11 protein-coding genes are annotated in these 16,190 nt (G+C 32.4%); 9 read left to right on the top strand and 2 right to left on the bottom strand.

All coding sequences use genetic code 11. The features are described from left to right. Positions 1-22: 22 nt before the first annotated feature. Both ACFQ0S_RS12330 and ACFQ0S_RS12325 read right to left on the bottom strand, forming a co-directional pair. Positions 23-1,135: a chorismate-binding protein gene (locus ACFQ0S_RS12330; RefSeq protein WP_379758016.1), complete on the bottom strand. Its 1,113-nt coding sequence runs from the start codon at positions 1,133-1,135 to the stop codon at positions 23-25. After that, positions 1,135-1,563, bottom strand: coding sequence for a PaaI family thioesterase (locus ACFQ0S_RS12325; RefSeq protein WP_379758013.1), 429 nt, complete (start codon positions 1,561-1,563; stop codon positions 1,135-1,137). The genes ACFQ0S_RS12330 and ACFQ0S_RS12325 overlap by 1 nt, the downstream gene beginning before the upstream one ends. Before the next feature lie 168 nt (positions 1,564-1,731). Here ACFQ0S_RS12325 and ACFQ0S_RS12320 point away from each other — a divergent pair, with 168 nt between their 5' ends. The 9 genes from ACFQ0S_RS12320 to ACFQ0S_RS12280 all read left to right on the top strand — a co-directional run bounded on the left by ACFQ0S_RS12320 (position 1,732) and on the right by ACFQ0S_RS12280 (position 16,164). Next, positions 1,732-3,291, top strand: coding sequence for a right-handed parallel beta-helix repeat-containing protein (locus ACFQ0S_RS12320; protein WP_379758010.1), 1,560 nt, complete (start codon positions 1,732-1,734; stop codon positions 3,289-3,291). Between the two features lie 122 nt (positions 3,292-3,413). Next, positions 3,414-7,073, top strand: coding sequence for a phosphoribosylformylglycinamidine synthase (gene purL, locus ACFQ0S_RS12315; protein ID WP_379758007.1), 3,660 nt, complete (start codon positions 3,414-3,416; stop codon positions 7,071-7,073). A gap of 81 nt (positions 7,074-7,154) precedes the next feature. Next, on the top strand, positions 7,155-7,790 hold the full coding sequence (locus tag ACFQ0S_RS12310; RefSeq protein WP_379758004.1) for a response regulator: 636 nt from the start codon (positions 7,155-7,157) through the stop codon (positions 7,788-7,790). Continuing rightward, positions 7,768-9,543: a sensor histidine kinase gene (locus tag ACFQ0S_RS12305; RefSeq protein WP_379758001.1), complete on the top strand. Its 1,776-nt coding sequence runs from the start codon at positions 7,768-7,770 to the stop codon at positions 9,541-9,543. The genes ACFQ0S_RS12310 and ACFQ0S_RS12305 overlap by 23 nt, the downstream gene beginning before the upstream one ends. Before the next feature lie 215 nt (positions 9,544-9,758). Beyond that, positions 9,759-11,342, top strand: a complete 1,584-nt coding sequence (locus ACFQ0S_RS12300) for a hypothetical protein (RefSeq protein WP_379757998.1) — start codon at positions 9,759-9,761, stop codon at positions 11,340-11,342. An 85-nt stretch (positions 11,343-11,427) separates the two neighbouring features. Continuing rightward, positions 11,428-12,696, top strand: coding sequence for a hypothetical protein (locus tag ACFQ0S_RS12295; RefSeq protein ID WP_379757996.1), 1,269 nt, complete (start codon positions 11,428-11,430; stop codon positions 12,694-12,696). Positions 12,697-12,732: 36 nt separating this feature from the next. Next, entirely contained in the window at positions 12,733-13,722 is a 990-nt protein-coding gene (locus ACFQ0S_RS12290; protein WP_379757993.1) for a VirK/YbjX family protein, read from the top strand. A 187-nt stretch (positions 13,723-13,909) separates the two neighbouring features. After that, entirely contained in the window at positions 13,910-14,506 is a 597-nt protein-coding gene (locus ACFQ0S_RS12285; RefSeq protein WP_379757990.1) for a hypothetical protein, read from the top strand. A gap of 2 nt (positions 14,507-14,508) precedes the next feature. Next, positions 14,509-16,164 carry an ELWxxDGT repeat protein gene (locus ACFQ0S_RS12280; protein WP_379757987.1) on the top strand — a complete coding sequence of 552 codons (1,656 nt, stop codon included), beginning with the start codon at positions 14,509-14,511 and terminating at the stop codon, positions 16,162-16,164. Positions 16,165-16,190 lie beyond the last annotated feature (26 nt).

Raw genomic sequence — 16,190 nt, 5'->3', positions numbered from 1 at the left:
TCAAAGGTACAAAGATAAAATTCTAAATATCTAAATCTAAAATCTTCTTAATTGTCATCGATTTATTTACCGTTTCTATCCATTCTTTTTCAGGGATGCTTTCTTTTGTTATGCCACATCCAACATAAATATTTGCTTTTGTCATTTTGAGATTCGAAGCAATCTCAAATTTTACACATCTCAAGTTAACATACAAATCAGTGCTTTTTTCTTGAGAACTAAAATCTTTATTCAATTCACCTAAAAAACCAGAATAGTATTCTCTATCATAACCTTCACTTGCTAAAATAAAATTTTTAGCATTATTAGTTGGAAGCCCACAAACTGCGGGTGTTGGATGTAAAAGTTCTAAAAGTTCTTTTAAATTAGAATTTGCTTTTAATGTTCCTTTTATGTCTGTTTTTATGTGAACAACATTACCCGCTTTTAGTGTATATGGTTCAGAAACAGTAAAATTAGAAGAAACTGTTTTTACATTATCTAAAATAAAATTGGTTACCAATTGCTGCTCTTGTTGCTCTTTACTTTTCCAAACTATTTTTTCCGAATCTAAGTTTAACTGTGTTCCAGCTACAGCAGCGGTCTGAAAATCAATGCCTTTTAATTGTAATAACTGTTCAGAAAATGCGCCCAACCACAACCCTACTTTTGGGTGAAAAAAACAATATGTAAATGCCGATGGATATTCGTTTAGCAATCTTTGAAACAAAATCATTGCATCTAAATGAAAAACTTCAATAACTTCTTTACGAGACAAAACTACTTTCGTAAATTCATCTGATTCAATACCTTTAATTCCCTTATCAACAAGTTTTATAAACTTAATTTTTGCTTCAGTATCTTCTTTTAGATTGATATTAAAATCAGTTTCAAGACTACTATTTATTTCAAAATAAGCAGTTTGATTTTCAGATTGATTTTCGGGAATGAAAACCCTTTTTCCATCAAAAGGAGCAAAAACAAAACCTACTTCCTCGAAATTTTCAACAAAATGTAAAGAATCGTTTTTCTGAAAAAGTCCAATTAACTGATTTGAACAGGGTTTGTTGTACAATACAAAAGGTAATTCTGCTTTTAATTGATGATTTGCTTTTTCTAAAATTGCAGTCAACGTTAAATTTTCGAGTGGATTCATTATACTTTTTTTCGAGGCAAAACCATATTGGTTAACTTACAAAGTGAAATCAAATTATTTTCCTCATCGGTAATTTTAATTTCCCATAAATGAATACTACTTCCTTTATGAATATTCTTTGCAGTACCAATTACAAAACCCTCTTTTACAGCCTTTAAATGATTGGCTGAAATTTCTATTCCACGAATTTCACTGACTTCATGATTTATAAATAACATCGATGCTGCACTACCAACGCTCTCCGCCAAGGCAACACTTGCGCCACCATGTAATAAACCCATAGGCTGATGAATTCTAGAATTTACTGGCATTCTTGCCACAAGAAAATCTTCTCCTGCATCTATAAACTCTATTTCTAAAGTTTCCATTAGAGTATTTTTAGAAAATGCATTGCATTGTTTAAGGATTTTATCTTTATCAAAACTCATTAGTCTATTTTTGATGTAAAAATAGCACATTAAGATTATACAGAAAAGCGAATAGAATTAAAGATGATTGAAAAAAGACTATTTTTAAAAATTTTGCGTTAGAATTAAATAAATCAAGAAATAAACCTGTAAACATTTTTTACTATTTTTACCAAAATTCAAAAAACAATGCCTAAATTTATTTATATTCTTTTCCTGGGAATTCTTATTTCAATGAGTTCTTGTAGAAAGGACTTTGATACAGTTCCAAGTTCTGGAAACCTTCAATTCTCAAAAGATACCGTATATTTAGATACTGTTTTTACTAATATCGGTTCTAGTACCTATACCTTAAAAGTTTATAATCGCAGTAATAAAGACATTGCGATTCCAACCATAAAATTAAAAAATGCAAATTCGAAATACAGAATGATGGTTGATGGTATGACTGGTGAAGATAAAGATGGCAATGGCATTGGAGATGGGAAATCTTTTAATAACGTTGAACTCTTGGCAAAAGATAGTTTATATATATTTATTGAAACTACTGCTAGCATATCTGATGCAAATCCTACTGATTTTCTATATACTGATGAGATTCAATTTGATTCAGGAAGCAATCTACAGAAAGTAAATTTGGTAACTTTAATTCAAGATGCAATTTTTTTATATCCTCAAAAATTTGAAAATGGCACTAAAGAAAGTTTACTTTTAGGAGTTGATAAAGATAATTTGGAGGTACGAATTAATGGTTTTGAACTGAATGAGAATGATCCTATAAATGGAAACGAATTTCATTTTACAAATAAAAAACCCTATGTTATTTATGGATATGCAGGTGTTCCGGAAGGAAAAATTTTAAAGATAGATGCTGGTGCTAGAGTACATTTTCATTCAGAATCTGGATTAATTGTTCAACCAAAAGCACAATTAAGAATTAACGGAACTGCATCACCAAATCCTGATAAACCTCAAGAAAATGAAGTGATTTTTGAGGGCGATCGACTAGAACCTGAATTTTCGGATGTACCAGGACAATGGGGTGTTGTTTGGCTGAGAGATGGAAGTACCTCTTTCGTTAATCATTTAACCCTAAAAAATGCTTCTTTAGGTTTTTTGATGCAAAAAAGCGACTTAACAATTACCAATTCTCAAATTTACAATTCCTCTAACTACGGCATTTTAGCGAGAGTCTCCACAATTCTAGGAGAAAATGTAGCCATTAATTATGCAGGTCAAGCAGGATTAGCTTGTACTATAGGTGGAGATTATAGTTTTACACATTGCACTTTTAATAATAATTGGAACAGTTCAAAACAATTGTCAGTTTACATAAGTAATTTCGAAAAAAACGAAGACGAGAGCATTACAGTTTCGAATTTAGATCGAGCAACTTTCAACAATTGTATAATATATGGTTCAAATAATGTCGAATTGTTTTTAGACAAGGTAGATTCTGCGTCTTTTAATTCATCATTTGAAAACTGTTTGATTAAGTTTAATGATAGAGGAACAGGAATTGCCAATGATGAAATTTATAATTTTATTAGAAATCAAGAATCAGGAAATATAAAAAATAAAGAGCCTAAGTTTTATAATGTAGACCAGAATAAATTGAATATTGATGAAACCTCATCAGCATTTGAGAAAGGAAATGCAAAATATAGAATTCCAACTGATATTTTAGGAATTACAAGATCGCTAATTCCAGATATTGGAGCCTACCAAAGTGCTGCATTTCCAAAATAGTATGTTAAAAACTCTTTATAACTGTACATTGTAGATTGTGATTTTTTAGACTAAATTTGCAGCAACAACACACTCGAGGCGCCCGAACTGTATGGAGCGTAGCGGAATAAAACTACAAAACAATGATTCATTTCTTCGAAAACCCAACAAACACGGTTTTTGCTGTACAAACTACAAATCAAATTTCAGCTCAAGACATTTCAAAACTCAATTGGCTTTTTGCCAACTCCAATAAAATAGAAAAATCCGTACTTACGGATTTTTTTGTTGGACCTCGAGCCGCTATGATTACTCCTTGGAGCACTAATGCAGTCGAGATTACCCAAAATATGGGAATTACTGGAATCATCCGAATCGAAGAATTTTATAAAGTTTCGGAAGATTTTACAGATTTCGACCCAATGCTTTCGCAAAAATATACCGAATTGAATCAAGATATTTTCACGATTCACATGCAACCCGAATCCATCCTAAAAATTGGCGATATAGCTGCTTACAACCATTCAGAAGGTTTGTCATTAAGTGTTGAAGAAGTAGACTATTTAGATAATCTATCAAAAAAGTTAGGTCGGAAATTAACCGATTCAGAAATTTTTGCTTTCTCACAAGCCAATTCAGAACACTGTCGCCACAAGATTTTCAACGGCACTTTCCTAATTGATGGCGTAGAAAAAGAGACTTCTCTTTTTAAACTAATAAAAAAAACATCTCAGGAAAACCCTAACGATATCGTTTCGGCATACAAAGACAACGTTGCTTTTATAAAAGGTCCAAGAGTACAACAATTTGCTCCAAAAACGGCTGACAAACCAGATTTTTATGAAATAAAAGAATTTGATTCGGTTATATCCTTAAAAGCAGAAACACACAATTTTCCAACAACTGTAGAGCCTTTCAACGGAGCTGCAACAGGATCTGGAGGAGAAATCCGTGATCGTTTAGCAGGTGGACAAGGTTCATTACCAATGGCTGGAACAGCAGTATATATGACTTCTTATTCAAGATTGGAAAAGAACAGACCATGGGAAGATGCTGTAGCCGAAAGAAAATGGTTGTATCAAACTCCAATGGATATTTTAATCAAAGCTTCGAATGGAGCTTCTGATTTTGGAAATAAATTTGGACAACCGTTAATTACTGGTTCAGTATTAACATTCGAACACGAGGAAAACAGCCGAAAAATTGGTTACGATAAAGTAATCATGCAAGCAGGAGGAATTGGTTACGGAAAATTAGATCAAGCCATAAAAAAGAAACCACAAGAAGGAGACAAAATCGTCATTCTTGGTGGAGAAAATTATAGAATAGGAATGGGTGGCGCTGCAGTTTCCTCAGCTGATACTGGAGCTTTTGGTTCAGGTATCGAATTGAATGCTATCCAACGTTCCAATCCAGAAATGCAAAAACGTGCCGCTAACGCCATTCGTGGTTTGGTTGAAAGCGATCATAATCCTATTGTTTCAATTCACGATCACGGAGCTGGCGGACACTTAAACTGTCTTTCGGAATTAGTGGAAGAAACGGGAGGATTGATTGACTTGGATAAATTGCCTGTGGGTGACCCTACCCTTTCGGCCAAAGAAATCATTGGTAACGAATCTCAGGAAAGAATGGGATTGGTTATTGGTCAAAAAGATATAGATATTTTACAACGAATTGCAGATAGAGAACGTTCCCCTATGTACCAAGTGGGAGCCGTAACTGGCGACCACCGTTTTACTTTCGAGTCCAAAACTACTGGATTAAAACCAATGGATTATGCTTTGGAAGATTTCTTTGGAAGTTCGCCAAAAACGGTAATGACAGACAAAACCATCCATTACAATTATCCCGCTTTAAGATATGATGTAAAAAATATTGCTAGTTATTTAGAGCAAGTATTACAACTGGAGGCAGTTGCTTGTAAAGACTGGTTGACCAACAAAGTCGATCGATGTGTAGGTGGAAAAGTAGCCAAACAACAATGTGCTGGACCATTACAATTGCCATTGAACAATTGTGGTGTTGTAGCTTTGGATTACATAGGAAAAGAAGGAATTGCAACTTCAATAGGACACTCTCCTATTGCTTCCTTAATTGATCCTGTTGCAGGAACAAGAACAGCTATTGCAGAATCTTTGTCTAATATCGTTTGGGCTCCAATTAAAGACGGATTGAAAGGGATTTCTCTTTCGGCTAACTGGATGTGGGCTTGTAAAAATGAAGGAGAAGACGCTCGTTTGTATGCTGCGGTTGAAGCTTGTTCCGATTTTGCCATCGAATTAGGAATCAATATTCCAACAGGAAAAGATTCACTTTCGATGAAACAAATATATCCAAACGACGAAGTAATTGCACCGGGAACGGTTATTATTTCTGCTGGAGGAAATTGTATCGATATTAGAAAAGTAGTAGAACCCGTTTTGCAAAAAGACGGTGGCTCTATTTATTATATTAATTTGTCCCAAGACGATTTCAAATTAGGAGGTTCTTCTTTTGCACAAACTTTGAATAGTATTGGATACGAAGCGCCAACAATTAAAGATGCTGCTTTCTTTAAAAATGCGTTTAATACTTTACAAGAATTGATTTTAGACAATCAAATTTTGGCGGGTCACGATATCGGAAGCGGTGGTTTGATTACTACTTTATTGGAAATGTGTTTTGCCGATGTGAATTTGGGAGCGAAAATTGATTTTTCTGTTTTCGAAGAGAAAGACATCATCAAATATTTATTCTCTGAAAACATCGCGATAGTTTTCCAAGCCAAAGATGATGCCTTTGTCGAAAGCAAATTGAAATCGAATAATGTGACTTTCTACAATATAGGAACTGTAACCAATGAAGCAACTTTAGACTTTGGATCCTACAAATTTGAGATAGCTAAATATAGAGATATTTGGTTTAAAACATCTTTCTTATTAGATCAAAAACAAGCTAAAAACGGTACGGCACAAGCCCGTTTCGACAATTACAAAAACCAAGTATTAAAATATACTTTTCCTACACATTTTACAGGAATAAAGCCTTTAATTGACAATTCAAAACCAAGACCGAAAGCAGCTATCATTCGAGAGAAAGGAAGTAACTCCGAGCGTGAAATGGCCAATGCAATGTATTTAGCAGGATTTGACGTAAAAGATGTTCACATGACCGATTTGATTTCGGGACGTGAAAATCTGGAAGATATTCAGTTTATTGGAGCTGTTGGTGGATTTTCCAATTCGGATGTTTTGGGTTCTGCCAAAGGTTGGGCTGGAGCATTCAAATACAACGAAAAAGCAAACACAGCATTGAAAAACTTCTTCAAAAGAAAAGATACTTTGTCGGTTGGAATTTGTAACGGTTGTCAGTTATTCATGGAATTGGAAGTAATAAATCCAGAACACAAAGTACACGGAAAAATGCTACATAATGACAGTCACAAACACGAAAGTATATTTACATCTGTTATTATACAAGAAAACAAATCGGTAATGTTATCTTCATTGTCTGGTAGCACTTTAGGTGTTTGGGTTTCGCACGGGGAAGGAAAATTCCATTTGCCTGAGCCAGAAGAAAACTACAACATTGTTGGGAAATACGGTTACGAGAGCTATCCTGCAAATCCAAATGGTTCTAACTTTAATACTGCAATGTTATGCGACACAACTGGTCGTCACCTAGTGATGATGCCACACATTGAGCGTTCTACTTTTCAATGGAACTGGGCACATTATCCAAAAGACAGAAACGATGAAGTTTCGCCTTGGTTAGAAGCTTTTGTAAATGCTAGATTGTGGATAGATAAAGAATCTAATTAACTAATTTATTTTGAAAATAAAATATTAGGTAATAAATTTTCATATATTCACGACTTAAAATTTATTGAAAACCTACTATTTATGCCTAAAAATATTGTTATTTGTGACGACCACATTCTTTTTTCAAGTGGATTATTTGAAATTTTGAAGAAATTTGAGGAAGATTACACTATTTTGACTTTCAATGATTCAAAATCCTGTAAAACTTATATTCTACAAAACAAAGTAGATGTATTTATTTGCGATTTGAACATTGATAATGTTGACGGTTTTATATTGATACAAGAATTAAAAGATGCGCTAAAAGACGCTAAAATTATTATCCTTACAGCCTACTATGAAAATTTCTTGATAAAAAAAGCCCAGAAACTAGGCATTGATGCTTTTTTGAGAAAAGAGACTTCTTTAGAAGAACTTGTTGATGTAATAGAATCTGAAAAAAACACTCCATTTTATACCAATAAAAACAACATAAAAACTATAAATGAATTTGATTCTAAAGATGAATCTACAGTTAATAAATTTAGATTATCTAAGCAAGAAAAGGAAATTATTAAATTCATTGTTGAAGGTAAAACCAGTAAAGAAATTGCTAAACTTTTATTCATAACAAAAAACACGGTTGATACGCATCGGAAAAATATTGGCCGAAAGTTAGAAATTAACAATAATAGTTCACTCATTAAGTTTGCCAATGAAAATAATTTATTTTCTTAGTTTTTTTTTAATTTCCAATTTTTCGTTTTCAATGGACAAAGATAAATTGGAAATTGATGGAAAATACACTGTTGATTGGAATTCAACTTATACCCTTTCTACATTAAAAACTAAAACTTTTCATCCCCTAATAAACAACAAAATCAGTATCGGATATAATAATCACGCATCGATTTGGTGTGTTTTTAAGATACAAAATACTGATTTAAAAAATAGTGTAAAAACCTGGTTGTGTTTTGAAAATAATCATATCGATAGTTTGTTTTTTTATGATGGAAAAAAAATTCAACTTTTAGGAGATAGAACTAATTTTGTAAGTCCGTTTATGAAAGGGCAATGTTTCAGTATTGCATTAAAGCCTAATGAAAACAAAACAATCCAAGTTAAATTAAAAAAGGAAATCTCTTTTTTTGAATTTTCTTATAGTTTTGATAACGAAAAAACTTTATCCATTAGTTCCTCGAGGAAGACATCTTTTATAACTCTTTTTTTAGGAAGTATACTTTTCTTATTAATTTTCAATTTCATTCTCTACTTTATCACTAAAAGTAAATTGATTTTAAAATATATTTTATACTCCATTCTGACGATATTATATATTACAATAATTTCTAACTATCTTAAAAACAACTTATTTAACGAATTTATATATTTTAGTGAACTACAAATTTACACAGCATGCTTTTGGTTTATTAGTTTAAGTTATTTTATGATGGATTTTTTGGAATTAAAAAAGAATCAACCTCAAAAACATAAAATTATTTACTATTGTAATCTTTTAATTATTGTGTCAATACTCTCCAGTTTGGTGGTGTTGTATACAAATCTTTTAAATTTATTACAATTTTTTTTCTACATAACATATAGTGCTTTTTTAATTCTTTTTTCAACAATAACATTGGCATCAATTGCAAACTATAAAATAAATAAAAAAAATAGCCTTTATGTTCTCTTCGCTTTTATTCCGCATTTTCTTTGGGGAAACTATTTTGTTTTAAAATCGTTTAGTATTATCAAAGCTGATTTTCACGAGGATTGGGTCATATATATTGGATTGTATGAAGTACTTTTTTTCGGGTATGTATTAACCAAAAATTATATAGAAACCTTTAGAAAAAACAATGCTTTAAATCTTGAAATTTTAGCCGAAAAAGAAAAGTCGATTCGGTTAATAAGCCATGTGCAAATTAGAGAGCGTCGAAATATTGCAAATATAATTCACGATAATCTAGGAAGTAAAATCGCCTATGTTTTACAACTTTTACAACTAAAAAATATAGCTCATGCCAATACAACTATTCAAGAACTTGCCAATGATATCAGAGAAATATCCCATCAAATTTTACCTAAATCGCTTGATGAAGGTGCATTATTAGACAGTTTAAAAAGTCAAATCTACATTCTAAATAAAGGATTACAAGATGTTAAAATTGAACTTTTTACTTATGATTTTCCTGAAAATATAAATGAAATATGGATCTATGACATCTACCTAATTTGTTTAGAAATAATCAATAATGCTATAAAACATGGAGAATCAAACCATATAACTATAGAATTTTATGGTTACTCTAAAAATTATCGATTTCAGTTCACCGACGATGGTGTTGGTTTTAATAGTCAAGGAACCCCAAAAGGTTTTGGACTTGAAAATATTGAAAAAAGAATTCACAACTACAATGGAATTTTTGAAATTAATAGTGTTAAAAATGAAGGAACCATTATTCAATTGAGTATTCCAAAAAAGAAATAAACTTTTTTTACCCTTAAAAAAAATCTTCTAAAAAAAGGGATTTCAAACCCACGCCCATTTTTAACCCCAAAATTTTAACTGTAAATATCCCTATTAGTGGGTATTGTCCTGTGTATTTAATTAACATTTATTTGCTTACAATTTACCATTTTGAATGGAATATAATATCAAAGCCAATAAACGGGAAAATAATCCTAATTTAAAACTAATTAAAAATGAAAAAACACTCACTTTTATTATTTGCAGTTATTACTACTGTATTCTTAAATTCCTGTTCTAAGGAAGATACTAAAGTTAATGAACCTACAACTTCTGCATTTACGGTTTATAAAAATCCGATTGGAGATGCAAATGCCGATGCATTGCAAGCTCAAAATACAGACTCGAAAGGAACATTAAATTTTTATGGAGCTTTTGATTCCGAAAACAATCCTAGTGAAATAAGAACATTAACGTATCAAAAAGCAAATAGTGATACTATCGTTAATTTAATTATGGACCCTCTGACCAATCGATTGGCATCTTCCTATTTTTCTGTAAAAGGAGTGAAATCACCTGTGGTATTGAAATTTGACTATATAGAAGGTGTGTCCAATGCCTACAATCTTTCCTATTACAATTACAATTGGGAAAATAAGACCTCTGAATTATTGTATGCAGCTAGAGTAGAAACCAATAATGGGGTAGCTTCATCAAATCCTTTTTTTGCAAATAGAGGAGGTGGCAATGACGGTTTTAAATTAATAGCACAATCCCTAACAATAGGTTTTGTAACAGTAAAAATTATAGTGCCAATAGTGTCAGGATTGATAACTGCATCAGCAGCGGTAATAGCAGCAGCTGTCGCAGCACCTTTAGTGACTATGGCTGCAGTTGGGGCAGTTTTATATTTTCTAACTCCGGAAGTGGGAGCCGCAGAATTAGATTATACCCCTTCAAGTTCTACTCCACCGTCGAAAACACCAATCATCAATCCGGTGTCTGCTACAAGTAATCCCACACAAAACTTGCAAATATCAAGTTGCGTTAATACTAACATGACTTTTAGAGCCTCTATGGATTTTGAAGGAAGCATCCTAATCTCTGAAGTTGCAAAAGGGCAAGCTCCATATACTTACATGGTAACTTCCGGTTTTCAACAAAGTCAAGTGTTTCCTAATAAATACAAAGACGGTAGTTATGTGATTGGTATAAAAGACGCCAATGGTTGTTTGAGTTTTATGCTTGTATCTCTAAAGAGGGAAATGGATTGCTCCTTATCTACTCTAGCCGTTACCACTAACACAACCGGCAATAGTGCTACGGCAATTGTCACAGGTGGTCAGTCGCCTTATACTTATATATGGAGTAACGGGAGTACAACTGCCACAGCAACTAATTTAATCGACGGAACATATAACGTTACTGTTAAAGATGCCCAAGGATGTTCAATAACTTCCAGTGTTGTAATAAAAATTTCCTGCTATCTCAATGAAGAAGATATTATAGGAAATTGGACCTGGACTCTATATTCTGATAAAGATTGTTCAACAGCAGTTATAGAAAATTCAAAAATTGTGACTCAAGATTATGAATTAAGAGCGGATAAATCAGTTTGGAGATTAGGATTGAATCAACAAGAATCTGATGCTATTAATGGAGATACTGGTTGGAGTTCTTGGAGTATAAATTGCGATGGGACTCTATGGATGTGTAGTGGACGTGAGTATGGATTCTATTTTGGTAGATTAAATTTATCAGGTAATGAAGGTGCATGTAATGGTGCAGTTGGAGGTTATAGTAAGGTTGTTAAAAACTAACCACACGAATCTATTATTTACATGCTAAAATTGATGGTAATCAGTACCTAAAAAATTTATTAAAAAATAACAGCCACAAAAAAACATGAAAAAACTATCCATTTTATTATTTGCAGTTATTACTGCTTTATTTTCCAACTCTTGTGTTAAGGAAGAGGAAGAATCATCTAATTTTACGGGTTATTATAACTCAGAATCAGTTTACGAAAATGATTTACTGCTACGAACAGTAAGTGCAACAGGAACGAGTTCGTTTTTTGGGACAGGTACTGAAACAGACTTAACCGTTAACGCAAATTTATTTGTTAGCAAAACAACTGGGGTAAAAACAATTACAAGAATTAATAAAACTTTAGACTCTATACGTGTTTATGAATTAGACAAGCCCGAATTGGGAGGCTTGCTGTATGTTATTAAAAACAACACCGTTTCTGTTCATCAATTTGAATTCTTAGGAACAAAAAACAAAATAAAAACTACATACTTTTACACTACATTGCCAATTCCTGCAGGAAGGTATAATTCATCCAACACAAATGATGACGGAGGTGAAACCCTTATTGATACGGCAATTGAAAGCTTTTATAAATGGACTCAAACACTTGGTTTATCTGGAGTATGGGATTCAATTAAAGAATCTTATGATGAAAAAAAAGAGAACGCAATTAAGAATTGGGAAAATACTAAACAATCAAGAAAGGAATTGTCAGACTACATCAACAGCCTGGTCGATAAAAATCCGGAACCAATCAAAGTACCATTAGAAGAAGATCCTATCAATCAAGACGAACAAAAGGTAATTGATGATACTGTTAAAGAACCTTTCGATTGCAATACAAGTACACTTGCAATGACAATTAGCGACCCTATTTTATTTAATGATGTAGCTACTGTTACAGCAAAAGGTATTGGAGGAGATGGAAATTACAGCTTTAAATGGAGTGATGGACAAGTTGGAGATAATGCGTCTTTCTTTAAATCGGGTACTTACAGCGTTACTGTTACTGATGGTAATGGGTGTTCGTTATCTTCGAGTGTTGTGATAAAAATTTCCTGCGACCTCAATACAATACTAGGAACTTGGAGCATTGATTTGTATAACACCTGCTACCCTAACCCAGACGGTACTCCAGCATATTATGCAACGCCCATTCTGACATTATATGAAGGAGGGCGGACTATAATAAGATTTAATGATGGCTCAGAAGTGGCAGGAACATTTACATACAATTCTGATTGTACCATTACTTATAGCTTTATAGGTTGCAGTTTAACTGGTTACGCACCATCATCACCATATTATGGGAAATTAGATTCTTGTGGTTGTCTAGATATAAAACTTATTAAGCAATAGTTATTTATTCAAAGTATAAGTATAAATCTCATTTGTATGTACTCTTTTAATACCTACAAACGATTAATAAACAAAAAATATTTATTGAATAATTGGGTAGCTAAAATTTCATTTATTTCAGTAGCAATTAATGGATGGCAACTTGCAAAACAAGTGTATAGTGATGAAAGTACAAAAAAACGCAGAAAACAGCAAATAAAATACTTTTTCAGATTTTTATTTAATTCGCAATTTGCTTCAGTCTGGTTATCAAATCTTAAAAAACCATGTTATACTGAAGTTGCTACAGATAGAAAGTTGCTTGCCACAAAACCGTTCAGAAGATACATATCAAATAAATGGACGAAAAAACAAAAAGCAAAAGTCATCCTTGATAATCATAGGTTTATCTCAAGCAAAAGTGAGTATTTTAAAAACGTAATTACCAATAGAGAAGGAATAGAAATAGCAAGTTTCAATCTCAATGAAACACTTGAAGGGCATTTGAATTTGAATTGTGAGCAAAGTAAAGAAGGAGAATTGGTATTATCTTTTAAATGCAAACAGATTGACGAAGTGATTGTATCGGCAACTTTTTCATTTGAAGAAAAGAAAGAAGGCCTTTGGGTTTGCTGGATTGGTAGTATACAAGGCCATAGAGTTAATGATAAAAACATTTCAAAAATGGTACAGAAACAATTACACGGCTTTCGTCCCAAATCATTCATTGTTTTTATTGTTCAAGAATTTGTTAGAAATCTTGGCTTTAGAGCTATTTATGGTGTAAATAACAATCTTCATATATCTCGTGGTAAGTATACTATTCATCTACCATGGAATCATGGAATTAAATTTGATTACAATTCATTATGGATAGAGTCTGGAGGCAAACTGACTAAGGATGGGTGGTTTGAATTACCTATCCTGCCAAACCGCAGAAGTTATGAAGAAATTCAAACTGAAAAACGGGCACTTTACCGCAGACGTTATAGTTTGTGTGATGATATTTCATCAAAAATTGCTCACACAGTAAAAAAATTATGCTAAAATAGTAATACTACCAATTAATGTGTAAACTAAATACAAGAAAAAGTATTGTTTAACTAAGAATTCATAAACAAAATTTAAGGACTAAATATACCCATTAGTGGGTATTGTTTTGTAATGAAAATATAAAGTTATTTGAAAGATTATCATTATGATAATAAAACACTTTTTTTATTAAAAAAACAAAATGAAAACCATTACAACTCTAAGCATGTATCTAATTCTTATTTTAATAGTATTAATTTCTTGTTCAACCAATGAAAATAATGATTCCGATAGTTCAAATTCGGCCAATCTAGATTTGCACTTTGCCTTCAAAACACCCGATTGGGAACGCAAGATCGATTGCTCACTTTTAAATCTTTACCCTAGCTTTGTTAATGATACCACATCGAGTGTTTCTGCATACTCTGCCTCTACTAAAGAAGCATTTTTACTTACATACCCAAAAGATAGTTCTGAAATGGTACGACCTCGAACATATAAAAAATATAAAATTATGGAATATGGTTATAACGAAGAACCTTTTCAACTTTCTCAAAAATTACCTTTAAACGAGAGTTCTCTTGATGATTTATCAAAAAAACTGATTAGCAAAGCTGGTTTTTCTACAACGGAATACAATCAAGTAACCGAAATAAAATACATTAAAAGTGAACCTCAATTTGCCGTTTTTAAAATTAAATGCACTTACGAAATGAATACCTTTTTGCCCCAAGCAACTGATGTTATCATCCCCGTATCGGGTACTTATGCTTTTATAATTAGAACGAGTAAATTATAACTATGAAAACAAAAACAACTTTATTAGCCATTGCATTAAATTTATTTGGCTGTTTTGCAATAGGTCAAGAAATTGTAAAAGACATCAAAATTGGTGGAGAAAGTTCCTATCCAAATAATTTAACGGATATTAAAGGTGTATTATATTTTTCAGCATTTACAGACGACGAAGGTTACGAACTATGGAAAAGTGATGGAACTTCCGCAGGTACCGTAATGGTAAAAGATATTGCTTCAGGAACAAATTCTTCTGGTCCAACATTTTTAACAAACTTAAATGGTATTTTGTTTTTTGCAGCCTATACTACTAATGATGAAAATGAACTTTGGCGAAGCGATGGAACTACTCAGGGCACTTTTATTGTAAAGAAAATAAGCTCAGCAACAGGAAGTTATGGAGGGTCTAAGCCATTCTGGTTAACAAACGTTAATGGGACATTATTTTTTGCAGCTAGTAACGGCACTACAGACGGAGCATCTGAATTATGGAAAAGCGATGGTACTACTGAAGGAACTCTAATGGTTAAAAACATTAATCCAACAAGTGGCTCTTATCCCCAAAATTTAATGAATATAAATGGGACTCTTTTTTTTACAGCTGATGATGGCAAAGGCAGAGAACTATGGAGGAGTGATGGAACAAGCGCAGGAACTTTTATGATAAAAGATATCTGCAATACAACAACGAGACCCTGGGGGTCATCGAATTTTTTTACACAGGTAGATAATACGTTATATTTTGTTGCTGTATATAAATATGCTGCTCCAACGTATTCTGAATTATGGAAAAGCGATGGAACTAACGAGGGAACCGTTTTTGTAAAAAACATACGCATCAGTGAGGGAGGAGGTACAACATATATGGCAAGTTGTAACGGCGAATTATTTTTTAATGCAGATGATGGGGTAAATGGCATTGAATTATGGAAAAGTAACGGAACCAGTGCTGGAACCATTATGGTAAAAAATATTAATGGTATTTCTTCAGGCTCATTTCCTAGAGAAATAACGAGCTATAAGGGTAACGTATATTTTTCAGCAAACACAACTAATGAAGGCAACGAACTATGGAAAAGTGATGGAACAACAAATGGAACCGTAATGGTAAAAGATATTTTTGCAGGAATTGGGGGTGGACAACCAAATTCATTTTTGGAGTTTAAAGGCTCTCTTTTATTTCATGCCTCAAATGGTGTTGACAAAACGAATACTTGGAAAACAGATGGTTCTAGCACAGGTACAATACCACACCCAAATTTGAACCTAAATTACGGGTTAAAAAATGTGAATGGTGTTTTTGAAAATCCAGCATATGCTATTGTTAATAACTCAACACTCTTTTTTAGTTCCATAAACGGAGGGTTTGGAGAAGAACTTTGGAAGTTTGACGTTACATTAAGAATAAATGAAAATTATAAAAACGATCTAGGAATAACAGTTTATCCTAACCCATCAAAAGGTATAATTAACCTTGAATTAACCGATTTAAAAGAAGCAGAATTATCTATTTATAACGTAGCTGGGCAAAAAGTACTTACTAAAAAAATCAATGAGAAAAAATCAAGACTAGATTTGAACACTCTTGATAATGGTATCTATTTTTTGAATTTTAAAAATAATGACGGGACTACTGTTAAGAAAATAATTTTAGATAAATAGCCCATTTGAAATCCAAACAACAAACA

It is taken from the genome of Flavobacterium myungsuense, assembly GCF_042677265.1.
Lineage (GTDB): Bacteria > Bacteroidota > Bacteroidia > Flavobacteriales > Flavobacteriaceae > Flavobacterium > Flavobacterium myungsuense.
The sequence above is the reverse complement of the archived record's forward strand: the minus strand, read 5'-3'. Positions and strand labels throughout refer to the sequence as shown.